Source organism: Actinoplanes cyaneus, from assembly GCF_016862095.1.
Lineage (GTDB): Bacteria > Actinomycetota > Actinomycetes > Mycobacteriales > Micromonosporaceae > Actinoplanes > Actinoplanes cyaneus.
In genome coordinates, this window is sequence record NZ_BOMH01000043.1 from 46,761 (window position 1) to 69,686 (window position 22,926).

General features: G+C 69.9%; 19 protein-coding genes and 1 tRNA gene. 11 read left to right on the plus strand and 9 right to left on the minus strand.

The window, feature by feature from the left end; translation table 11 throughout:
* Positions 1–7: 7 nt before the first annotated feature.
* The 5 genes from Acy02nite_RS29185 to Acy02nite_RS29205 all read right to left on the minus strand — a co-directional run bounded on the left by Acy02nite_RS29185 (position 8) and on the right by Acy02nite_RS29205 (position 3,607).
* Positions 8–1,240, minus strand: a complete 1,233-nt coding sequence (locus Acy02nite_RS29185) for a type II toxin-antitoxin system HipA family toxin (RefSeq protein WP_203746529.1) — start codon at positions 1,238–1,240, stop codon at positions 8–10.
* On the minus strand, positions 1,237–1,533 hold the full coding sequence (locus Acy02nite_RS29190; RefSeq protein ID WP_239175339.1) for a helix-turn-helix domain-containing protein: 297 nt from the start codon (positions 1,531–1,533) through the stop codon (positions 1,237–1,239). Before Acy02nite_RS29190 ends, Acy02nite_RS29185 begins: the two co-directional genes overlap by 4 nt.
* Positions 1,534–2,006: 473 nt before the next feature.
* Positions 2,007–2,078: transfer RNA gene (locus Acy02nite_RS29195), tRNA-Arg, on the minus strand.
* Positions 2,079–2,132: 54 nt separating this feature from the next.
* Positions 2,133–2,792, minus strand: coding sequence for a DUF305 domain-containing protein (locus Acy02nite_RS29200; protein ID WP_203746532.1), 660 nt, complete (start codon positions 2,790–2,792; stop codon positions 2,133–2,135).
* Complete coding sequence (locus Acy02nite_RS29205; protein WP_203746534.1) at positions 2,792–3,607, minus strand: thioredoxin-like domain-containing protein; 816 nt, start codon at positions 3,605–3,607, stop codon at positions 2,792–2,794. The genes Acy02nite_RS29200 and Acy02nite_RS29205 overlap by 1 nt, the downstream gene beginning before the upstream one ends.
* Positions 3,608–3,693: 86 nt before the next feature.
* On the opposite strand from Acy02nite_RS29205, the gene argS reads away from it, so the two are divergent.
* The 5 genes from argS (at position 3,694) to thrC (ending at position 9,538) form a co-directional block, all read left to right on the plus strand.
* On the plus strand, positions 3,694–5,355 hold the full coding sequence (argS, locus tag Acy02nite_RS29210; RefSeq protein WP_203746543.1) for an arginine--tRNA ligase: 1,662 nt from the start codon (positions 3,694–3,696) through the stop codon (positions 5,353–5,355).
* Between the two features lie 3 nt (positions 5,356–5,358).
* Positions 5,359–6,744 (plus strand): diaminopimelate decarboxylase, encoded by a 1,386-nt coding sequence (gene lysA / locus Acy02nite_RS29215; protein ID WP_203746545.1) that lies wholly within the window; start codon positions 5,359–5,361, stop codon positions 6,742–6,744.
* Positions 6,741–8,039 (plus strand): homoserine dehydrogenase, encoded by a 1,299-nt coding sequence (locus Acy02nite_RS29220; protein WP_203746547.1) that lies wholly within the window; start codon positions 6,741–6,743, stop codon positions 8,037–8,039. Before lysA ends, Acy02nite_RS29220 begins: the two co-directional genes overlap by 4 nt.
* Positions 8,039–8,410, plus strand: coding sequence for a VOC family protein (locus Acy02nite_RS29225; RefSeq protein ID WP_203746557.1), 372 nt, complete (start codon positions 8,039–8,041; stop codon positions 8,408–8,410). The genes Acy02nite_RS29220 and Acy02nite_RS29225 overlap by 1 nt, the downstream gene beginning before the upstream one ends.
* A gap of 78 nt (positions 8,411–8,488) precedes the next feature.
* The gene (thrC, locus tag Acy02nite_RS29230; protein ID WP_203746559.1) at positions 8,489–9,538 is read left to right on the plus strand and encodes a threonine synthase; all 1,050 of its coding nucleotides are present in this window, start codon (positions 8,489–8,491) and stop codon (positions 9,536–9,538) included.
* Positions 9,539–9,573: 35 nt separating this feature from the next.
* Here the strand turns inward: thrC and Acy02nite_RS29235 are convergent, their stop codons facing one another.
* Positions 9,574–10,008 (minus strand): MarR family transcriptional regulator, encoded by a 435-nt coding sequence (locus tag Acy02nite_RS29235; RefSeq protein WP_203746562.1) that lies wholly within the window; start codon positions 10,006–10,008, stop codon positions 9,574–9,576.
* Between the two features lie 174 nt (positions 10,009–10,182).
* Between Acy02nite_RS29235 and Acy02nite_RS29240 the strand changes: the two genes are divergently transcribed.
* The 5 genes from Acy02nite_RS29240 (at position 10,183) to Acy02nite_RS29260 (ending at position 19,481) form a co-directional block, all read left to right on the plus strand.
* Positions 10,183–13,446 (plus strand): efflux RND transporter permease subunit, encoded by a 3,264-nt coding sequence (locus Acy02nite_RS29240; protein WP_203746564.1) that lies wholly within the window; start codon positions 10,183–10,185, stop codon positions 13,444–13,446.
* Between the two features lie 77 nt (positions 13,447–13,523).
* On the plus strand, positions 13,524–14,768 hold the full coding sequence (locus Acy02nite_RS29245) for an MFS transporter (RefSeq protein WP_203746566.1): 1,245 nt from the start codon (positions 13,524–13,526) through the stop codon (positions 14,766–14,768).
* Positions 14,769–14,777: 9 nt separating this feature from the next.
* Positions 14,778–15,722 (plus strand): homoserine kinase, encoded by a 945-nt coding sequence (gene thrB, locus Acy02nite_RS29250; protein ID WP_203746568.1) that lies wholly within the window; start codon positions 14,778–14,780, stop codon positions 15,720–15,722.
* A gap of 296 nt (positions 15,723–16,018) precedes the next feature.
* Positions 16,019–18,178 carry a transcription termination factor Rho gene (gene rho / locus Acy02nite_RS29255; RefSeq protein ID WP_203746570.1) on the plus strand — a complete coding sequence of 720 codons (2,160 nt, stop codon included), beginning with the start codon at positions 16,019–16,021 and terminating at the stop codon, positions 18,176–18,178.
* 133 nt (positions 18,179–18,311) lie between these two features.
* Complete coding sequence (locus Acy02nite_RS29260) at positions 18,312–19,481, plus strand: nitric oxide synthase oxygenase (protein ID WP_203746572.1); 1,170 nt, start codon at positions 18,312–18,314, stop codon at positions 19,479–19,481.
* A gap of 396 nt (positions 19,482–19,877) precedes the next feature.
* On the opposite strand, the gene Acy02nite_RS29265 is transcribed toward Acy02nite_RS29260, so the two are convergent.
* Genes Acy02nite_RS29265 through Acy02nite_RS29275 form a run of 3 tightly spaced genes read right to left on the minus strand, consistent with a single transcriptional unit; the run spans position 19,878 to position 22,463 of the window.
* Positions 19,878–20,498 (minus strand): RNA ligase family protein, encoded by a 621-nt coding sequence (locus Acy02nite_RS29265; RefSeq protein ID WP_203746575.1) that lies wholly within the window; start codon positions 20,496–20,498, stop codon positions 19,878–19,880.
* A gap of 1 nt (position 20,499) precedes the next feature.
* On the minus strand, positions 20,500–21,396 hold the full coding sequence (locus Acy02nite_RS29270; protein WP_203746577.1) for a phosphatase domain-containing protein: 897 nt from the start codon (positions 21,394–21,396) through the stop codon (positions 20,500–20,502).
* On the minus strand, positions 21,393–22,463 hold the full coding sequence (locus tag Acy02nite_RS29275) for an RNA ligase (protein ID WP_203746579.1): 1,071 nt from the start codon (positions 22,461–22,463) through the stop codon (positions 21,393–21,395). Before Acy02nite_RS29275 ends, Acy02nite_RS29270 begins: the two co-directional genes overlap by 4 nt.
* 197 nt (positions 22,464–22,660) lie before the next feature.
* Between Acy02nite_RS29275 and rpmE the strand changes: the two genes are divergently transcribed.
* A complete protein-coding gene (gene rpmE, locus Acy02nite_RS29280) occupies positions 22,661–22,885 on the plus strand; it encodes a 50S ribosomal protein L31 (RefSeq protein WP_014694406.1) in 225 nt (74 codons plus the stop codon).
* The last annotated feature ends 41 nt before the right edge of the window (positions 22,886–22,926 follow it).

Genomic DNA, 22,926 nt, shown 5'->3' on the forward strand with positions numbered 1-22,926 from the left:
GCCGGTGTCAGACGCGGCGGACGGCATTGATGGTTTGGCTCAGCGTTCGCTCGAAGCGGGTGATCTCCGACTGGCTGATCCCGTTGCTGCGGGCGACGGACTCCCAGTCACTGGCGGCGTCCGCGACCTCGCGGAGAACGGCTCGTGCCTGGCTATCCGTCAGGGCGAAGCTTTCCGCGTACACGAGGAGGGCGTTGACCTCGTCGGCCGGATTGGTTGCGCCACCGATGCTGGTCACTCGCTGAGCCGATAGGTTCGGGTTGGGATTGATGTCGAAACCAGGGGCCAGGCTCCATCCTGAACCGTGGCGTAGGAAACCGTGGTTGCGGAGGTGGTCGTCGGTGTTGTGGAGAGCGACGGAGAACGCGATGCGTCGCCACAGTTGCCGGAGATCCTCGACGGCTGCGGAGCTGTGTTCCGGAATGGCTTCCGCGATCTCGGTGTAATCACGGGAGTCGCCGTCCTGAGCTTCCAGAAGAGTCATCGCGCTGATGTAACCGATGCGATGGGTGCCCTTCCGGTCGAAACGCTCGAGCAGAAGCACAGGGCTGCCGTCGATGCCGACCAACTGCCTCTTCGGTACCCGGATTCCGGCGGCCTCGCCGAGGTCAAGAGCAGTTTTCTCCCATGCGATGACACTCCAGTCGTCAGCATGGTGCGGAAACTTCGCAATCATGAGCCGGTGGTCGTCCCGGACCGAGGCTTTGGGCCGAGCCCCGCCGAGCGAACCGGTCCCTGCGTCCAAAAGTACCTTGATCGCTTCCAGGTTGTCCGGATCGTCACGTGTGACGGCGTTGGCGGCATGCAGCAGAGCGGGAAGGGCGATGAGCTTCGGTACATCGGGTGCCGGATGCTGGAATTCGCTCTCCGTATCGGTCTTGAAACGCAGAGCGCCCTGCCGGGTCTCGTCGCTCACCCCCAGTAGGTAGTCCCGGTCGTCGGGAGTGGGCGCGACCTGGCCCGCGGCGCCGGCTTCGCTGCGGAGGCGCCTGGTGATCAAGTTACGGCCCCAGCGGTCTGGAGCCGCATCGCTGAAGGCGCCGGGCAGGCCATTCGGCACAGGCCACGAGCCTGTCATGAGTGCAAGCGAGGGATCGACAGCGTAAGCGCCCGGCAAACCGAGGTAGTCGCGGTCGTAAGAGTACGTCGCGGTCAACCGGCCTCGACGAAGGTTGAAGTAGGCCGCTCCGGCGGAGCGCGTCTGGCCGTCGATTTCGACGTACGTGAGAACGCGGCTCACCGGCGCACACGCATCGGCAGGATTTCGTCCGCGCGTGCCCGGCCGAGGTCGGTTTCGTAAGGATCGGACGCTGTCACCAATGCCTCCAGTACGCCGAGGGCCCGGGCGACGCTCAGGAAGGCCAGCATGCTGACCCCAGGGTCGCCGGTCTCGACTCGACGGAGCGTGTTTCGTGAGATGCCGGCTCGTTCGGCCACCTGGACCGCAGTGAGCCCATGCAGCTTCCGCCAGACCACGAACTGCTCACCGATGCTCGCAGCGGCGGCGTTCACTCGTGAGGAAGGCCGCGGCATGGTCACCTCCGAGTCTTAAGGCTCACGATAGTGACCACTATACGACTTAAGGGGCAAGATCGCGACCATTAGGCTCTGGCTCGTCGTTCAGGTGCACTTCGTGGCAGTCGTCTCGGGTCTTCTGGAGAGGCCTCGTGAGCGTGGAAGAATTCCTTCGAGGCATCACCGTTGGCGTGCACGGCCCGGCGCTGTGTTCGGGGACGTCACGGAGGATGTGCGCGCCTGATCCGTCAGCCCCCGGATTCACCGCGTACACAGGATGTACGTGGACCTCGTCGGCCGGAAACCACGCCGTACCCGAAAGGGGTCCGAAGTGAAGGGTTGACCCGGAACCGATGTGCGTGGTCTCCGCGGAGGGCCCGATGGGGCTCCGGGGTGTCCCCGGCGTGGGGTCTGGGGCTCGGGCCCCAGGGCAGAAAGCACGATGGGCACCGTTCCGCGCTTTCCGCAGAAACAGGTGCCCAATCCCATCGTGCCCCCGGCAGGATTCGAACCTGCGCTTTCGCCTCCGGAGGGCGACGCTCTATCCCCTGAGCTACGGGGGCCCAGTGATTCGAAAGCCTAGCAGGCTCTCCGGAACCACCGCCAACCGGTCCCGGTCAGCTCGCCTGGGCCTGCTTGAGCAGGTCGTCGATCAGCTGGATCTCGCCCTGCTGGGCGGTGACCATGCTGGTGGCGATCCAGTCCACGTCCTTGTTCGACGACAGGTCTTCGGCTTCCTGGGCCATGTGGATGCCGCCGAGGTGGTGCGCCCGCATCAGCGTGAGGAACTGCACGTCCAGCTCTTTGCCGGTGGCTTTGCGCAGCGACGCGAGTTGTTCCGGGGTGGCCATGCCGGGCATCAGGCCGTTGACGACGGAGCCGGCCGCGTCGGGCATCCAGGCCATGGCGGGCTTGTCGCCGGTCGGGTCGAGGTCCCAGTCGCGCAGCCAGCCCTGCATGTAGCCGATCTGGGCCTGCTGGGTGGTGGCGATGTCGGCGGCCAGGGTGACGATGGCCGGGGTGTCCGAGTCGGCGTGGGCGATCATCGCCATCTCGACGGCCTGGGCGTGGTGCGTGGACATGTCGCGGAGGAAGCCGGCCTCGACCGAGTCCGTGCCCGGGGTCCGGAACCGGGGGACGACCAGGCCGATCGCGGCGCCGAGGACGATGCCGGCGAGCAGCAGGGCGACCGCGGCATACCCGAACCGGCGGCGGCTCGGGGCGGGTGCCTCCTCGGATGCCGGGGCGGCGTCCGAGGAGGTGACGTCCTGGGTCATCAACTGCCGCTGGTGCTTCCGGTGGTGGCGCTGTCCATGCTGGCGCCGTTGCTGGTGGCCGCGGTGATCGGGCCGGTGGTGGTGTTGCCGCTGGAGCAGGCCGCGCCGGGCTCCATCGACGCCTTGAGCCGGGCGGCCGCGATGAAGTCGTCGATCGCCTTGTCGTTCGCGTCGTCGGTCTTGTACTGGTAGCCCCAGACCTGGACGGAGACGTTCTTGTCGAGGCCGGCGAACGGGGACATGAACATGTAGTCCTTGCCCTCGACCTTCTTCTGCAGCACGGCCACCTGGTCGGCGGCGAGGCCCTGCTTGTACGTCACCCAGACCGCGCCGTGCTCGAGGCTGTGCACCGCGTGCTCGTTCGCGATCGGCGCGCTGTAGACGTCACCCATGCAGTTCTGCCAGGTGGGGTTGTGCGCGCCGCCGACGGGCGGGCTGGTCACGTAGGTGAGCGCGCCGTCCTTGTGGGTGCGGTCGTCGAGCGTCGCGTTCTTCTGCGCGCGGTAGTTGACGACGCCCTGGATGTCGGCCAGCTTGTCGGTCCAGTCGCGGGAGCCCTGGACGGAGGCGTACACCCCGTACCCGATGATGCCGACGGCGATCAGGACGACGGCGCCCGCCACGGCGATCGGGCCCCAGTTGCGGCTGCCGCTCACCTTGACCGGTGTGACCGGCTTACGGCCTTTCTTGCCGCCCTTTCCGGCGGTGGGCCGATTCGCCCCCGGCTTGCCGGTCGGCGGCTTACCCTGGCCGGTGGTCTTGCCGACCTTGACGGTGGACGGGACCCGTTCGGGCCCCGGCGTGCTCATGCTCATCGTGCCTCGTCGATTCGTCAAAAGGGGGAAGGGCGGGGCGCGGGTGGCCGCCGAACGCTGAAGTCTACCCCCGATAGCATGGCCGGGTGACTCCCGCCAACCTTGCTGACACCGTTCTCTCAGCTGCTCGTGCCGTATTCGAGACGCGCGGCCTCGATCTGGCCGCGCTGCCCGCGACGACCGCGGTGGAGCGCCCGCGCAATCCCGAGCACGGCGACTACGCCTCGACTCTCGCTCTGCAGCTGGGCAAGAAGGTCGGGGTGGCGCCGCGCGAGCTGGCCGCCGCCCTCGCCGAGGAGCTGGGCAGCCGGGACGGGATCAAGGCCGTGGAGATCGCCGGCCCGGGCTTCCTGAACATCCGGCTGGACGCCGCGGTGACCGGGACGATCGCGCGCACGGTCGTCGAGGCCGGCCCGGCGTACGGGCGGAACGAGCAGCTCGCCGGCGAGCGGATCAATCTGGAGTTCGTGTCGGCGAACCCGACCGGCCCGATCCACCTGGGGCACACCCGGTGGGCCGCGGTCGGTGACTCGCTGCGCCGCATCCTGGCCGCCGCCGGCGCCGAGGTGACCAGTGAGTACTACATCAACGACGCGGGCGCCCAGGTGGAGCGCTTCGCCCGGTCGTTGTACGCGGCGGCGAACGGACACCCCGCACCGGAGGACGGTTACGGCGGCGACTACATCGGCGAGATCGCCCAGCGGATCCTCAGCGACGATCCAGAATTGGCGGGTCAGCCGGCCGAGACCGCGCTGCCGGTCTTCTGGTCGCGGGGCTACGAGCTGATGCTGACCGAGATCCGGGAGAGCCTGCAGCGCTTCGGCGTGCACTTCGACGTCTGGTTCTCGGAGAAGACCCTGCACGACGGCGGCGCTGTCGAGCACGCCATCGAGGAGCTGCGCAAGCAGGGGCACATCTTCGAGGAGGGTGGCGCGATCTGGTTGCGTACCACCGACTTCACCGACGACAAGGACCGCGTGCTGATCCGGTCGAACGGGGAGAAGACGTACTTCGCCGCCGACGCGGCGTACTACATCAACAAGCGGGAGCGCGGCTTCGACCGCTGCGTCTACCTGCTCGGCGCGGACCACCACGGGTACATCGGCCGGCTCAAGGCGATCGCCGCGTGCGCCGGCGACGACCCGGAGAAGAACATCGAGATCCTGATCGGCCAGCTGGTGAACCTGGTCCGGGCCGGGCAGCCGGTGCGACTGTCCAAGCGGGCCGGCAACATCATCACGCTGGACGAGCTGCTCGAGGCGGTCGGCGCGGACGCCGCGCGGTACTCGCTGGCCCGGTCCTCCACCGACTCGATGCTGACCCTGGACATCGAGGAGATCACCAAGCACTCCAGCGACAACCCGGTCTTCTACGTGCAGTACGCGCACGCCCGGATCTGCTCGATCCTGCGCAACGCCGACGACAAGGGCATGAGCCGGGGCGACACCTACGACCCGGCCCTGCTCTCCCACGAGCGGGAGAACAACCTGCTCAAGACGCTCGGCCAGTTCCCGGCCGTGGTGGCCACCGCAGCCGAGCTGCGCGAACCGCACCGGATCGCGGTCTACCTGGAGGAGCGGGTGGCCACCGACTTCCACCGGTTCTTCGACGCCTGCCAGGTGGTGCCGAAGGGCGAGGACCCGGTCACCGACGTGAACGTGGCCCGGCGCTGGCTGGTCGAGGCCACCCGAACGGTGATCGCCAACGGTTTGGACCTGCTCGGGGTCTCCGCGCCGGAGAGGATGTAAGGCATGCGCGCACACGAGGCCGGGGCGCTGCACGGCGACCTCGGCAACCGCGGGCCGGCCTGGTTGCGTACCCCGGAGGACGTGAACGCCCTCGTGCCGGCACTTTGGCCGCGCACCGTGAGCCGCACCGACGCCGGGGCTCTGCAGGTGGGCGGGGTGAGCGTCGCCGAGCTGGCGGCGGATTACGGCACGCCCGCCTACCTGCTCGACGAGGACGACCTGCGGGCCCGATGCCGTGACTTCGCGTCCGCGTTCGGCGAGGCCGATGTCTACTACGCCGGCAAGTCGTTCCTGTGCAAGGCCGTGGTCCGGATCGTCGAGGAGGAGGGCCTCTTCCTCGACGTGTGCTCCGGCGGCGAGCTGGCGGTGGCACTGGCGGCCGGGTTCCCGCCCGAGCGGATGGGTTTCCACGGCAACAACAAGTCGCTCTCCGAGCTGCGCCGGGCGCTGGAGGCGGGGGTCGGCCGGATCATCGTCGACTCGTTCCAGGAGATCGCCCGGCTCTCCGAGCTGGCGCGCGAGCTGAACAAGCGCCCCGGCGTGCTGGTCCGGGTCACGGTCGGCGTCGAGGCGCACACCCACGAGTTCATCGCGACCGCGCACGAGGACCAGAAGTTCGGGTTCTCGCTGGCCGGCGGCGCGGCGTTCGCGGCCTGCGCGCAGATCCTCGACGAGAACGTGCTGGACCTGCGTGGCCTGCACTCGCACATCGGCTCGCAGATCTTCGACACCAGCGGGTTCGAGGTGGCCGCCCGGCGCATCGTGGAGCTGCAGGCGCAGGTCCGGGACGCGCGCGGGGTGGAGCTGCCGGAGCTCGACCTGGGCGGCGGGTTCGGCATCGCGTACACCACCCAGGACGATCCCGCCACGCCGGGCGACCTGGCCAAGCGCATCAACAAGATCGTCGAGTCGGAGTGCGAGCTGGCCTCGCTGCGGGTGCCGCACCTGTCGATCGAGCCGGGCCGGGCGATCGTCGGGCCGGCCGTCTTCACGCTCTACGAGGTGGGCACGGTCAAGGACGTCGACGGCATCCGGACGTACGTGAGTGTGGACGGCGGGATGAGCGACAACATCCGGACCGCCCTCTACGACGCGTCGTACTCGGCCACTCTGGCGAACCGGCGCTCCGGCGCGGAGGCGATGCTCGCCCGCGTAGTGGGAAAACATTGTGAGTCCGGGGACATCGTCGTGAAGGATGAATTCCTGCCCGCCGACGTGCAGCCCGGAGATCTTGTTGCCGTTCCGGGCACCGGTGCCTATTGCCGGAGCATGGCCAGCAACTACAACCACGTTCCTCGGCCGCCCGTCGTGGCGGTGCGCGACGGCGCGGCCCGCGTCATCGTGCGGCGCGAGACCGAGGACGACCTGCTTGCATTGGATGTTGGATGAGCCCAACGAGACCGGTCCGCCTCGCCCTGCTCGGCTGCGGCACCGTCGGTACCGAAGTCGTCCGGCTGCTGCACGAGCAGGCCGACGACCTGACCGCCCGGATCGGCGCCCCGCTGGAGATCGCCGGCATCGCCGTGCGCCGGCTCGGCCGCGACCGTGGTGATCTTCCGGTCGATCCGTCGCTGTTCACCACGGACGCGCTGGGCCTGATCAAGCGCGACGACGTGGACCTGGTGGTCGAGGTCGTCGGTGGCATCGAGTCGGCCCGGACGTGGCTGGTCGAGGGGCTGCGGGCCGGCAAGAGCGTGGTCACGGCGAACAAGGCGCTGCTCGCCGAGGACGGCGGCACCCTGCACGACGCCGCCGCCGAGGGCAACGCCGACCTGTACTACGAGGCGTCGGTGGCCGGCGCGATCCCGCTGCTGCGGCCGCTGCGCGAGTCGCTGCACGGGGACAGGGTCACCGCGGTGACCGGCATCGTGAACGGCACCACCAACTTCATCCTCTCCTCGATGGCCACGACCGGCGCCGGCTTCAACGAGGCCCTCGAGGAGGCCACCGAGCTGGGGTACGCGGAGGCCGACCCGACCGCCGACGTCGAGGGCTTCGACGCCGCCGCCAAGGCCGCGATCCTCGCCTCGCTGGCGTTCCACACCCGGGTGACCGCGGCGGACGTGTTCCGTGAGGGCATGACCGGCGTGACCGCCGGCGACATGGCCAGCGCGAAGGAGATGGGCTGCACGATCAAGCTGCTCTGCATCGCGCAGCGCCGGGACGACACCGTCTCCGTGCGGGTGCACCCGGCGATGATCCCGCTGAGCCACCCGCTGGCCGGCGTGGGCGACGCGTTCAACGCGGTGTTCGTGGAGACCGAGGCGGCCGGCCCGCTGATGTTCTACGGGCGGGGAGCGGGCGGGCGCCCGACGGCCAGCGCGGTGCTCGGCGACATCGTCGCGGCGGCCCGCAACAAGCTGTCCGGCACCCGGGCGCCCAGTGAGAGCAACTACGCCAAGCTGCGCGTACGCCCGATCGGCGAATCCCTCACGCGGTACCACATCAGCCTCGACGTGGCCGAGCGGCCGGGCGTCCTGGCGACCGTGGCCGGGGTCTTCGCCCAGCACGAGGTCTCGATCGCGACGGTCCGCCAGTCCGGCCGGGCGGATGACGCGAAATTGGTCATCGTGACCCACAGCGCTCCGGACGCCGCGCTGGCGGCTACCGTCGAGGAACTGGCGAGCCTGGACATCGTCCGCTCGATCGCCAGCGTGCTGCGCGTCGAGGGAGGGGCCGGCTAGTGCTCGACCATGTGGGCTTCCAGTGCTCGGATCTGGCCGCCAGTGCCGCGTTCTACGACGCGGCGCTCGCCCCGCTGGGGGTGGCCCGGCGGATGGATTTCCAGGTCGCGATCGGTTACGGCAGCGGTGATCACGCCGACTTCTGGATCGGGGTGCTGAGCGAGGGCGACGGTTTCCGCGAGTCGCACATCGCGTTCGCGGCAGACGACCGGGCCGCTGTCGACGCTTTCTTCGCGGCGGCGGTCGCGGCCGGCGCCGAGGTGCTGCACGAGCCGAAACTGCACCCCGAGTACCACGAGCACTACTACGGTGCGTTCGTCCGTGACCCGGACGGCAACAATGTCGAGGCCGTGAGCCACCGTCCTGAATAGTGGACATCCGGTCCCAGAGATCGGATGCGTGGGGCACGCTGTGCGCGGTTGCCCGGTCTGAAGCGAGGGAGTACGACCATGTGGCGGGGTTTGATCGAGGCGTACCGGGACCGGCTCCCGGTGACCGAGGCCACCCCGGTGGTCACGTTGCACGAGGGCAACACGCCGCTGGTGCCGGCGCCGGTGCTGTCCCAGCGGGTCGGAGCGGACGTCTACCTGAAGGTGGAGGGCGCCAACCCGACCGGTTCGTTCAAGGACCGGGGCATGACCATGGCGGTCTCCAAGGCCGTCGAGGAGGGCGCGAAGACGATCATCTGCGCGTCCACCGGCAACACCTCGGCGTCCGCGGCGGCGTATGCGGCCCGCGCCGGGATCGGCTGCGCGGTGCTGGTGCCGCAGGGCAAGATCGCGCTCGGCAAGCTCTCCCAGGCCCTGGTGCACGGCGCCAAGCTGCTGCAGGTCGAGGGCAACTTCGACGACTGCCTCGCGCTCGCTTCGAAGCTCTCGCAGGACTTCCCGGTCGCGCTGGTCAACTCGGTGAACATCTTCCGCCTGCACGGGCAGAAGACGGCGGCCTTCGAGATCGTCGAGGCGCTCGGCGACGCGCCGGACATCCACTGCCTCCCGGTCGGCAACGCCGGCAACATCTCGGCGTACTGGATGGGTTACCAGGAGGACAGGGAGGCCGGGAACAGCACGCGACTGCCGAAGATGTACGGCTTCCAGGCCTCCGGCGCCGCGCCGATCGTCAACGGCAAGGTGGTGGAGCAGCCGTCCACGATCGCCACCGCGATCCGCATCGGCAACCCGGCGAGCTGGACCAAGGCACTGGACGCCCGGGACTCCTCCGGCGGCCTGATCGACGCGGTGACCGATCGGGACATCCTCAACGCGTACCGGCTCCTCGCCCGTGAGGTCGGCGTCTTCGTCGAACTGGGCAGCGCGGCGAGCGTCGCCGGTCTGCTCCAGCAGGCGGCGGCCGGCGGGATCCCGGCCGGGGCGCGGGTGGTCTGCACGGTCACCGGGCACGGCCTGAAGGACCCGGAGTGGGCCATCTCGACAGCGCCCTCGCCGACCGTCATCGCCAACGACGCACTGGTCGCCGCGAAGGCGCTGGACCTGGCCTGAGACGCCGCAGCTACGGTCGCACCAGGGAACGCCGCCTAGCCGGGCGTCTCCGCGTCCGGCTTCCCGGCGATGCGCGTCGCCTCCCGCACGAGCAGGGCCGACGCCTGGGACACCACCGCGAGCTCTTCGGCTGTGAGACGGCTGAGGAGCTCGCGCTGTTTCGTCACTCCGGCGGTGATGATGCCGTCGATGAGTTCGTGGCCTGCTCTGGTGAGCCCGATCCGGCGGACCCGCCGGTCGTGCACATCTTCCGTGCGCGTGACCAGGTCCTGCACCACCAGCCGGTCGATCATGCCGCTCAGGGCGGCGGCGCCGACGCCGACCACGCGGGCCAGCTCGCCACCGGCCATCGTGCCGTGCCGGGCCAGCAACAAGAGTATTTTCAACTGCGACATCGTCAGGTGTGACGAGAAGAGCGGATCCGACCTGTCGTCCGCGAACAGGTGCTGCAGTTTGATCTGTGCACCCATGATCTCTGCGATGAGCTGCTCTTTCTCGCTCAGCGCCCGCTCCTTTTGTGACGTGTCGATGGCCGTGATGTGTCCGCCTGATGACGGAACCTATCAGCGGCACCCCATCGAAAACCATTTGTTCGCGTCAGGCAAACTATCAGTGTCGGACGAAATTATCTCGGGGGAGCGCCCATGTCAGCTCTGACACGGCTAAGCCTTGCCAACCGAGGTCTGGTCGCCCTGATCGCGATAGTGATCAGCGGCTTCGGCCTCTTTGCGATCCCGTCCTTGAAACAGCAACTGTTCCCGTCGATCGAGCTGCCCGCGGCGTTCGTCAGCGCGGTGCTGCCCGGCGCCTCGCCGGAGACGGTCGAGGAGCAGGTCACCAAGCCGATCGAGGACGCGGTCAAGGGCATCGACGGCATCGACTCGGTCACCTCGACCTCGCGGGAGAACGCGACGAGCGTCGTGGTCCTGTTCGAGTACGGGACTGACATCGAGTCCGCCGTCAACCAGGTCACCACCTCGATCAACCGGATCCAGTCGCAGCTGCCGGAGGATGTCGACCCGCAGGTCTTCGCCGGCGGCACCGACGACATCCCGGCGATCGTGCTGGCCGCCTCCGGCGGGTCGGACGAGAGTGACCTGCTCAACAAGCTCAACGAGACCGTCGTCCCGGAGCTGAACGGGATCACCGGGGTGCGCGACACCCAGGTCACCGGCGCCCGCGGCAAGCAGGTCGTGATCACGCCGAACCTGGCGAAGATGGGCGCGGCCGGGATCGCCCCGACGTCGCTGACCACGGTTCTGCAGGCCAACGGCGTGTCGATCCCGGCCGGCGCGGTCACCGACGGCAGCAAGTCGCTGACCGTGCAGGTGGGCACCCCGATCACCACGGTCGAGCAGTTGCGCGACGTGTACCTGACCGGCACCAGGAGCCCGGTGCGCCTCGGTGACGTCGCCACGGTGGAGAGCAAGCTGCCGGCCGCGGAGGCGTACACCCGCACCGACGGCAAGGACAGCCTCGGCATCGCGGTCACCGCGCGGCCGGACGGCAACCCCGTGGAGATCTCGCACCAGGTCCGCGACATGCTCGCCGACCTGGAGAAGGACTCCGGCGCCAAGCTGACCGTGATCACCGACCAGGCGCCGTTCGTCGAGCGCTCGATCAAGAGCCTGACCACCGAGGGCCTGCTCGGCCTGGTGATGGCGGTCGTGGTCATCCTGATCTTCCTGATGAGCGTCCGCTCGACGCTGGTCACCGCGGTCTCCATCCCACTCTCCGTGCTGGTCGCGCTGATCGCCCTCTGGGTCGGCGACTACACGCTGAACCTGCTCACCCTGGGCGCGCTGACGATCGCGGTGGGCCGGGTGGTGGACGACTCGATCGTCGTCCTCGAGAACATCAAACGACATCTGGAGTACGGCGAGGAGAAGATGCACGCCATCCTCGCCGCCGTTCGCGAGGTGTCCGGCGCGGTCACCGCCTCCACGCTCACCACGGTCGCCGTGTTCGCCCCGATCGCCCTGGTCGGTGGCCTGATCGGGCAGATCTTCTCGTCCTTCGCGATCACCGTGACGGTGGCCCTGCTGGCGTCGCTGTTCGTGGCGCTGACCGTGGTGCCGGTGCTGGCCTACTGGTTCCTGCGCCCGCCGAAGGGCAGCGCCGCCGAGGCCGAGGCGATCCGTAAGGCCGCCGAGGAGAAGGAACTGCGCAGCCCGCTGCAGCGCGGCTACCTGCCGGTGATCCGGTTCGCCACCACCCGCCGCTGGGCCACGGTGCTGATCGGCATCGCGGTGCTGATCGGCACGTTCGCGCTCTCCACCCGCCTGGAGACGAACTTCCTGGACGAGTCCGGCCAGGACAGCATCACCGTCACGCAGGAGCTGCCGGTCGGCACCAGCCTGGCGGCCACCGACGAGGCGGCCAAGAAGGTCGAGGCGATCATCGCGGGCCGCGACGACGTGACGACGTACCAGGTCACCGTCGGCGGCAACTCGGCGAACCCGTTCGCCGGGGGCGGCGGCGCTGGCACCGCGACCTTCAACGTGGCGCTGGACGAGGACGCCGACGCGGAGAAGATCTCCGACGAGCTGCGCGCCGAGTTCGGCAAGCTGACCGACGCCGGTGAGATCAAGATCGGTCAGGAGAGCTCCGGGCTGGGCAGCAGCCAGCTCTCGGTCGAGGTCACCGCCGCCGACAACGACGTGCTGGCGAGCGCGACCGACCAGGTCCGCACCGCGATGGCCGGGATCGGCGGGGTCGCCGACGTGGACACCACGCTGGCCGCCAGCGTGCCGCGGCTCGACGTGATCGTGGACCGCAAGGCCGCCGCGGCCGCCGGGCTCACCGAGGCGCAGATCGGCCAGACCGTGGCCGGCATGTTCCGCTCGGCGCCGGCCGGTCAGATCAGCATCGACGGGGCCAGCGAGGACGTGGTGATCTCGTTCGGCGCGGCGCCGGCCGACACCACCGCGCTCAAGGCGCTGCCGCTGACCACCCCCAAGGGCGTCGTGCCGCTCAGCTCGGTCGCCGAGGTCAAGCAGGTCAACGGCCCGGAGCAGGTGACCCGGACGGACGGCAACCGCACCGCGACGGTCACCGGCTCGGTCACCGGCTCCAACCTCAGCCAGGTCAACACGGACCTGACGAAGAAGCTGGACGCGCTCGACCTGCCGGCCGGCGCGTCGTACAAGGTGGGTGGCGTCAGCGCCGACCAGGCGGACGCGTTCAAGCAGCTCGGCCTCGCCGTGCTGGCCGCCATCGCGATCGTCTTCATCATCATGGTGGCGACGTTCCGCAGCATCGTGCAGCCGATCATCCTGCTGGTCTCCATCCCGTTCGCGGCGACCGGCGCGATCGGCCTGCTGCTGGCCACCGGCACCCCGCTCGGGGTGCCCGCCCTGATCGGCGTGCTGATGCTGGTCGGCATCGTGGTCACCAACGCGATCGTGCTGATGGACCTGATCAACCACTACCGGGCCGACGGCATGGGCGTGCAGCAGGCGGTGATCGAGGGCGGCCGGCACCGGCTGCGGCCGATCCTGATGACCGCCATCGCGACCATCTTCGCGCTCATCCCGATGGCGCTGGGCCTGACCGGCGAGGGTGGCTTCATCTCCCAGCCGCTGGCCATCGTGGTGATCGGTGGCCTGGTCAGCTCGACGCTGCTGACCCTGGTGCTGGTTCCGACGCTCTACACCATGGTGGAGACGCGCAAGGAGAAGCGCCGGGCCAAGCGGGAGGCGAAGCGGGCCCGCAAGGCCGGCCTGCCGGAGACCCCGGCCGCGCAGACCCCGGCGGCGCACACCCCAGGGCCCGAGGCGGCCGAGCCGGTCACCGTGCCGGACGACGCGCCGGCGCAGCCCGGCGGCAACGGCGCGCTGCGGGGCTACACCGACCAGTTCGAGGTCCTGAAGATGCCGAAGGGGCCGGAGAAGCCCTCCGAGAAGTAAGCGAGAAACAAGGAATCCGATGCCCGGCCCCACGGCCGGGCATCGGCCTTTTCTCCGGTACCACTAGATTCCGGTACGTGCCAGAAACGCTCACGGTCCTTACCCGTAATCGCGACTTCCGCCGGCTGTTCGCCGCTGAGCTGGTGGTCTTCGGAGCGGACTGGTTCGTCATGGTGCCGCTGCTGGTGCTGTTGCCGGAGCTGACCGGGCACGGCTTCTGGGGCGGTCTGGTGCTGGCCGTGGACACCGGGATCAACGCGCTGCTGCTGCCGTACACCGGGACGCTCGCCGACCGCCTGGACCGCCGGAAGATCCTGATCGGCGCTAACCTCGCCTCGTTCGCCGCGGTGCTGGTGCTCTTCGCGGTCCGGTCGGCGGCCACCGCGCCGCTCGCCCTGGTCGCGATCGGGGCGATGGCCGTCGCCAAGGCGTTCTACCAGCCGGCCAGCTCGGCCGCGCTGCCGAACGTGGTGGATCCGGCCGACCTGCCCGCCGCGAACGCGATCGCCGGCTCGGCGTGGGGCACCATGACAGTGCTCGGCGCGTCCCTCGGCGGCGTGGTGAGCAGCGCGTTCGGGCCGTACGCCAGTTTCTCGGTGACAGCGGCCTGCCTGCTGGCCGCCACCGTGATCACCTTCCTGGTCCGCCGCCCGCTGCAGGCGGAGCGCGCCGCCGGAGGCGAGCGTCCGCGCCCCGGGCACGCCCTCGTCGAGGCGCTGCGCTACATCCTGCACCGGCCGCGGATCACCGCGCTGGTCACCGTCAAGTCCGCGGTCGGCCTCGGCAACGGCGTGCTGACCGTGTTCCCGCTGATCGCCGTCGCACACGGCGCCGGTGGCCTCGGCGCAGGTCTGCTCTTCGCGGTCCGCGGCCTGGGCGCCCTGGTCGGCCCGTTCGTCATGCGGCCGGTGCTGGCCCGCCCGGCCTGGCTCTTCACCGGCTTGGCCCTCTCGATGAGCCTGTACGGCCTCGGCTACCTCGGTGTCGCCTTCGCCCCGTGGTTCCCGCTGGTGCTGCTGCTGGTCTTCGTCGCGCACTTCGCGGGCGGGACCAACTGGGTGCTCTCCAACTTCGCTCTGCAGGCCGAGGTGCCCGACCAGTTGCGCGGGCGGGTGTTCGCGACCGACATGATGCTGGCGACGCTGTCGATCGCGGTCAGCCAGCTCGGCGCCAGCGCTGTCGTCGACCACGTCGACATGTCCGTCGTGCTGGCCGGGTGTGGCCTGATCACGGTGCTCTACGCGATCGGGTGGTGGCTGGTCACGCGCCGGATGGCGGGATCGTCAGGGCGCGACGGTCACCCTGAGATGATCAAGCCCTAGCATGTGGCGATGGGCCTGACCTTCGTCACCGATCCGGTTTCCGTCAGCACCCCGGCGACCAGCGCGAATCTGGGCCCGGGCTTCGACGCGCTGGGTCTCGCGCTGACCCTGCACGACGATCTGACCGCGTGGGTGACCGACGCCGGCTTCTCCGTCGAGGTGAGCGGGCAGGGCGCCGGTGAGCTGCCGACCGGCGAGGAGCACCTGGTCGTGCGAGCCATGCTGCGCACCTTCGACGAGCTCGGTGAGCGCCCGCCCGGCCTGGCGGTGCGCTGCGTCAACCGGATCCCGCAGGCCCGCGGCCTGGGCAGCTCCTCGGCCGCGATCGTGGGCGGCGTGCAGCTGGCTCGCGGGCTGGTGCGGGGCGGGCTCGACCTGATCGACGACGAGGCCGCGTTGCGGATCGCCGCGAAGATCGAGGGGCACCCGGACAACGTGGCCCCGTGCCTGCTCGGCGGCTTCACCGTGGCGTGGACGGAGGGAACAGGCGCGCGTGCCGTGCGGTTGGACCCGGCCGAGGGCGTGCGTCCGACGGTGTTCGTCCCGGCCGAGCGTGGGTACACGGCGACCGCGCGCGCCGCCCTGCCGTCCGAGGTGCCGCACCGGGACGCCGCGTTCAACGCGGGCCGGTCCGCCCTGCTCACGCACGCTCTCACGAGTGATCCGTCGCTGCTGTTCCCGGCCACCGAGGACCGGCTGCACCAGGGTTACCGGGCCGCGGGCATGCCGGGCACCACGTCGCTGGTGGCGGCCCTGCGCTCGGTCGGCGTGGCCGCCGTGGTCAGTGGCGCGGGTCCGACAGTTCTGGCATTGACCGAGGTCCCGGGCGATTTCCACCCGGGCGCGGCCTGGCACGGCGAAGTGCTGGGCGTGGACGGCGCCGGTGCTGTTGTGAAAGGGGGTATGGTGGAACACGCCGAGCGGGGTCCTGTTGCCGCAGGTCGCAAGAGTTGATTACGCTCTAGACCTAGCACAGCCGCGAAGCAAGCGATCTCTGCGGTTCGGCGCACCCCCGAGATTTCTGGGCCGTCCAGGCTCGTCTCACTTCTCATCAAGGCATACGCCGGGCAGCAAGCCATAGATCGCTGCACTCGCCGAGACCTACCCGTCAAGGTATGACGGGCAGGGAAACCGTCGAGCTGCCGTGCAGTACGAAAACCCCGCGCCGCTGCTGCGAAGCGGGTTCCGAGGGCACCCGGCCCAGGCTGCAGTTCCGGGTTACCCCGGGTTTTTCCGACGGAAGGAATCCATTGAGCGACACCACCGACGTGACGTCGGGTGTTTCTGACGTCGCTGACGGCGCCGGCACCACCGCGACCGCCACGAAGCGCCGCCGAGGCGGCACCGGGCTGTCCGCGATGCTGCTGCCCGAGTTGCAGAGCCTCGCAGCCTCCCTGGGCATCTCCGGCACCGCCCGGATGCGCAAGGGCGAGCTGATCACCGCGATCTCCGAGCGGCAGAGCGGCGGCTCGCCCGCCGCCGAGCCGGCGCCGCGCCCGCGGAGCGAGGCCGTCGCCCCGGCCCAGCCGGCCCCGGTTCAGACCGCGCCGGCCCAGCAGGCTCCGGCCGAGACGCCGCAGACCGCAGCCGCCCCGGTCGAGACCACCCCGGCCCCCGAGGCCGCCCCGGCCGCGGAGCGCCCGTCCCGGCGCACCCGCGAGCGGGCCGCCCGGGAGACGACTCCCCGCGAGTCGGCGCCCCGGGAAACCGCGCCGCGCGAGCCGGCACCGCGTGAGACCGCCCCGGCGCAGGCCGAGGCCACCCCCGCCGTGACCGAGACCGCGTCCGCGCCGGCCGCCGACACGACCGAGCGCGTCGAGCGCCCGGAGCGTGGCGAGCGCAACCGTGACCGTCAGCGCAACCAGCGCGACGGCGAGCGGACCGACCGCGCCGAGCGGGGTGAGCGCACCGAGCGGACCGACCGTCCCGAGCGGGGCGAGCGCACCGACCGTGGCGAGCGCACCGACCGTGGCGAGCGTCCCGAGCGGGGCGAGCGTGCCGAGCGGAGTGACCGGCCGGAGCGCGGCGAGCGTTCCGAGCGCAACGACCGCAACGACCGCAACGACCGCGGGCAGCGCGACAACGACCGGTCCGGTGACCGGGGTCCCCGCGCCGACCAGGGGAACGACGACGACGACAACGACGGTGAGGGTGGCCGCCGGAGCCGTCGCAGCCGCTTCCGGGACCGTCGCCGTGGCCGTGACCGCGACGACAACCCCCGCGAGGACAACCGTCGTGACGGCGGTGGCCGTGAGCCGCACGTCGCCGACGACGAGGTGCTCGTCCCGGTCGCCGGCATCCTCGACGTGCTGGACAACTACGCGTTCGTCCGCACCACGGGCTACCTGTCCGGGCCGAACGACGTCTACGTCTCGATGTCACAGGTCAAGAAGTACGGGCTGCGCCGCGGTGACGCGGTCACCGGCGCGGTCCGCTCCGCCCCGCGCGACAGCGACGGGCAGCGGCGGGACAAGTACAACCCGCTGGTCCGCCTGGACACCATCAACGGGATGGAGCCCGACGAGGCCCGCCGGCGTCCCGAGTTCTACAAGCTGACGCCGCTCTACCCGCAGGAGCGCCTGCGGCTGGAGACCGAGCCGCACATCCTCACCACCCGCATCATCGACCTGGTGATGCCGATCGGTAAGGGCCAGCGCGCGCTCATCGTCTCCCCGCCGAAGGCCGGTAAGACGATGGTCCTGCAGGCCCTGGCCAACGCGATCACCCGCAACAACCCCGAGTGCCACCTGATGGTCGTGCTCGTGGACGAGCGGCCCGAAGAGGTCACCGACATGCAGCGCACGGTCAAGGGCGAGGTCATCGCGGCCACGTTCGACCGTCCGCCGCAGGACCACACCACGGTCGCCGAACTCGCCATCGAGCGGGCGAAGCGGCTGGTCGAGCTGGGCCACGACGTCGTCGTGCTGCTCGACTCGGTGACGCGGCTGGGCCGGTCGTACAACCTGGCCGCGCCGGCCTCCGGTCGCATCATGTCGGGTGGTATCGACTCGACGGCCCTCTACCCGCCGAAGCGCTTCCTCGGCGCCGCGCGCAACATCGAGAACGGTGGCTCGCTCACCATCCTCGCGACCGCGCTGGTCGAGACCGGGTCGATGATGGACACGGTCATCTTCGAGGAGTTCAAGGGCACCGGTAACGCCGAGCTCAAGCTCGACCGGAAGATCGCCGACAAGCGCGTCTTCCCGGCCGTGGACGTCTCCGCCTCCAGCACCCGTAAGGAAGAGATCCTGCTGGGCAAGGAGGAGCTGGCGATCATCCATAAGCTCCGCAAGGTGCTCAGCTCGCTGGAGTCCGGCGCCGCTCTGGACCTGTTGATGGACCGGCTCAAGCAGACCCGGACCAACATCGAGTTCCTGATGCAAATCGCCAAATCCACGCCTGGCGAGTAAAAGCCCAAAAACGACGAGCCCCACCCGATCGGGTGGGGCTCGTCGCGTTTATCGCACAGCTTGTCTGATTCGCCCCGTACGGGGTCGTGCGAACCTCCGGTATCCCCATCCCTCGATTCTCCGGAGGCCTTCGATGCTCGTGCCCGGCTACCGGGACAATCCGACCGAGCCCTGGGATCCGGACGCGCCCGCCGACCCCGCCGAGGCGGAGGACTTCCTGCGGCGGTGCTACACCGAGAACCCGCGACTCGGGCCGGTCGAGCCACGGCTGGCGATCGTGCGCGCGCAGATCGCGGCCACCGGCACGTACGTGCACACGCCCGACGAGCTGACCCACGGCGCCCGGATGGCGTGGCGCAACGCGAGCCGCTGCATCGGCCGGCTCTACTGGCGCAGCCTGCTCGTGCTCGACCGCCGCCGGGCCCGGACCGCCGACGAGATCTACTCCCTGCTCGTGCAGCACCTGCTGACCGCGGGGAACGGACAGATCCGGCCGGTGATCAGCGTCTTCGCGCCGGCTGTGCCCGGCCAGCCGTACGCGCGGGTCTGGAATGAGCAGTTGATCCGCTACGCCGGTTACCGTGCCGAGGACGGCGCGACCGTCGGCGACCCGAGGCTGCGGGAGTTCACCACAGCCATGAGCGCGTTCGGCTGGCGAGGCAAGGGCGAGGCCTTCGACGTGTTGCCGCTGGTCATCGAGACGCCGGCGGACGGGATCCGCCTCTACGAGCTGCCCGAGCGCGCCATCCGCGAGGTTCCGATCACCCACCCCGAGCACCAGTGGTTCACCGAGCTCGGCCTGCGCTGGCACGCTGTCCCGGCGATCTCCAACATGCGGCTCACCGTCGGCGGCGTGCACTACCCACTCGCCCCGTTCAACGGCTGGTACCTCGGCACCGAGATCGGCGCGCGCAACCTCGCCGACACCGACCGTTACGATCTGCTGCCCGTCATCGCCGCGCGCCTCGGCCTCGACACCACCCGCGAGTCGTCCCTCTGGCGCGACCGCGCCCTGCTCGAACTCAACCTCGCCGTCCTGCACAGCTTCGAACAGGCCGGCGTCAAGATGAGCGACCATCACACCGAGTCACGGCGCTTCCTCACCCACCTCGACAACGAGACGAAAGCCGGCCGCCGGGTCCCGGCCGACTGGACCTGGATCGTCCCCCCGATGTCCGGCGGCATCACCCCGGTCTTCCACCGCTACTACGACGAGTTGGACCTGCGCCCGGCCTTCTACCTCGACGCCGACGCCGCGACACTGGCCAGCGAAGGTATGCGCCGCTGCCCCCACCGCAACTGAAGATCTAATTCTTCATTGCCTGCCTCCGCCGGGGTACAGACCGTCGCTCCCGCGGGGACCCTTCCGATCCGAGCAGGGCCGTGGCCGGCCCAGAACACTCAGACCGCAAGGGCGGCCTCCGCGGGTGGGCACGGTCACAAGAACCCCGCGAGCCGGTCCGGGGTCCGGGCTGCGGCCGCGCCCACGGTCCCGGCTGGTGCTCATGGGCGTTATGAGGGACGAATAACGCCCATGAGCACCAGCCGGAAAGCGGGACTCGCGGGCCTGCCGGGACCGGCGGCGGGCGTCGCGCGGGGCTGCCACGGTGCGATGCCCGCGACGTGCGGGGGCCGGTGGCGAACGGGCTGCCACAGCGCGGTGCTCACGACGTACGGGAAAGTGAAGTTGATCTGTGGGTCAGGCGAACTCGTTGACGGGGAAATCGTCGCGGTGACGCCAGGCGGCCTCGGTGCGGACGTGGTCGGGGCGGACCCACTTGAGCACCTTGAGCGGGAACTCGGCGGCCGGGATGCGACCGGCCGCGCGGACCACGAAACCCTCGGACGTCTCGTCGTCGCGCTGCGCGGCCCAGGCGGCACGGGCCTCGGAGAGGCTGCCGCCGCGGTAGAGGACCGGGACGACCGGCAGCTCCAGCCGGCGCGCCCAGTCGACGGTGTCGTCCCAGCCGAGCAGCGTGTCCGTCTCGTCCCAGATGCCGAAGACCAGGAAGACGCCCGGCAGGTCGGTGTAGGCGACGCTGCGGCGGGCCCACATGGACTCGCCGCAGACCCGCCAGTCGTCCGGGATCTTGTACGCCGTCATCGCCCACAGCGCCTTCGCCGGCCGGTCCCACGGGTGGGTGCCGGAGTCGACCGAGCGGGCGTACATGGCGTCGCGGGTGAAGGTGAGGTTCCCGCCGTCCATCTTCTCGGTCACCACGAGCTCACCGTCCAGCCAGGACAGATCCGTCTGGATCCGGTCGTCGCCGGAAGCGCCCGGGGAATCGGGCAGATGGAACGTACGCGGATACTTCCGCACCTCAGAAGTCTCCCTCCGCGACCTGGAACACGGTCAGGCCGAGTGCACGCCACATACGTACCACCTGCTGACGGTCGTCGAACACCCCGACGACCCGCCAGCGGTGGCGAATCTCACGATCGAAGATCTCGCGTTTGACCACCGAGTCCTTACGGCTGTCGCCCTCGGGCCGCATGAACAGCCCGGTGTACGGCACGTCGACGAACAGGTCCAGCCACGCCTCGGTCTCCGCCCGGCACACCTCGTCGCGCCCGGTGCAGAAGACGATCGCGTGACCGGCCGCGTGCATCGCCCGGACCGCGGCGATCACCGACGGGTTCGGCTCGTCCTCGCCGACGCGGCTCCAGTCGTACGGGCTGCGGCCGGCCATCAGCGCGACCGTCCCGTCGATGTCCACGAGCACGACCGGCGGCAGTTCCGGATCCGGGTCGTAGATCACCCCGGGGCCGCCCGCGTCGGCGAACGGCACCGGCAGCGGCAGGTTGCGCCCGGCCAGGAACCGCTCGTGCATCCTGCGGATCGGGCCCTCGCCGACCCGCTCGTCCTCCGGCCGCCCGGCGTCCCGCCGGAGGCATTCCGCCAGCGGGACGTCGGTGAAGTCGTGCACCTCGAAGGACGCGCCGTACCGGACGGCCATCTCGGCCCATTCCCGTACGGTCCGGGACCGCAGGTTGGTGTCGTCGACGATCACGCTCGCCCGGGCGCGCAGCAGCGCCTCCACGGCGGCCCGCTGCGCGTGCGTGACCTGCGCTTCGGCCCACTGCGTGAACAGGCGCTGCCCGTGCAGCATCCGCCGCAGGTCGTCCCGGTTCACCCGGACCACCCCGGGCTGCAGCTTGCGGGCGAACGTGGTCTTCCCGGAGGCGGGCAGGCCCCGGGTGATCAGCAGTCGTGTCATTCCTCGGCTCCTTGCGCGGGCGGCCGGTCCGCTGACGGACGGACCCGCTGCCACAGGCCAGGACGGTAGTCGTGACCGTCCAGGCGCTGGAACAACTCACCCCGGTGCGAGCTGCGCACCGCGGCGAGCGCGAACTCCTTGCGGCCCCAGCCCGCGGGCAGGCCGCCGACCAGTGCGGTGTAGGCCGCTTCGACCTCGGCGGCGCGCGCCTCGACCTCGGCGGTCAACTCCGCGGCGATGCCGCGCGCCCAGACGTGGAACTCGTCCGGGAGCGGCTCCAGCAGCACGTCCAGGGTGCCGCCGGTGGCCAGGATCTCCCAGACGGTACGCGGGGTGAGTCCGGTCACCAGCCGGTGGAGGCGTACGTAGTCCGCGTACTTGATCTTCACCCGCTCGTCGGTCCTGGTGAAGTGCACGACCAGCCCCTCCCGCCCGTCGCGCGGGGGAGCGGCGAGCGCCTCGGCCAGCGTCGCGTACCCGAACGTCTCGACCACCGGCCCCGGCCAGTCAGGCACCGCCTCCGGCCCGTGCGAGCGGCCGGTAGCGATCTCCACCGCACCGAGCAGTACCAGGTCGTCCAGCCCCCGGTAGTCCACGACGATGCGGTTCTCCGGGTAGACGATCTCCACCAGCACGGTCAGACCGGCCGGCGGCACGAACGACGCGTACCGCGTGCGCAGCAGCTCCGTGGCGTGAATCGCCTGGTCGGAGGCGAACGACCCACGCGTGGCGACAGCCCAGCCGGTCCCGTCGTGGTAGACGATGCCGAGGCTCCCGTCGACCTTGTCGGTCACGGTGACCGCCGCGCCGGGATCGAGCGCCGGCGCCTGCGACTCGGAATGGTTGAAGAACTTCTCGTACGCGCGAGCCGTTATCCGTCCCGATGCGTCCACGATGAGGCCGCGGCAGGTGAGCGTCACCTGGTTCCAAGCGCCCGAGTACTGGCAGGCTTCGGTGTAGTTGTAGATGGTGAACGGCAAGGTCGGATGACGCTGCGTCCGAACCAGCCCGTTGTCGACCGCCTCGGCCAACTTGACCGGATCGAGGACGTCGTGGAGCAGCGTCATGACAGGTTCCTTCGTGAGCGGGAATTACCGGAGGGGCGCCCACGTTACGAAGACCGAAACCAGTTGCACCTCCTGATTTCCGGCAGCTACCGGGGATCTGGCAGACTGGTACATCGGCCAGTAAGGGTTCCGGTTCCCGTCCTCATTCATCACAGGACGACCCGGCGACCCGCATCATCGAGAGGGACCGAGAAGACATGAAGAGCGGCATTCACCCGGAGTACACGACCACCGAGGTCATCTGCTCCTGCGGCAGCACCTTCAGCACCCGCAGCACCGCCAAGGGCGGCGAGATCCGCGTCGAGACCTGCAGCGCCTGCCACCCGTTCTACACCGGCAAGCAGCGCGTCCTCGACACCGCGGGCCGGGTCGCGAAGTTCCAGGCGAAGTACGCCAAGGTCAACGCCGCGAAGAAGAAGTAACTGCTTCAACGGCGCCCGTCCCGGATTCCGGGGCGGGCGCC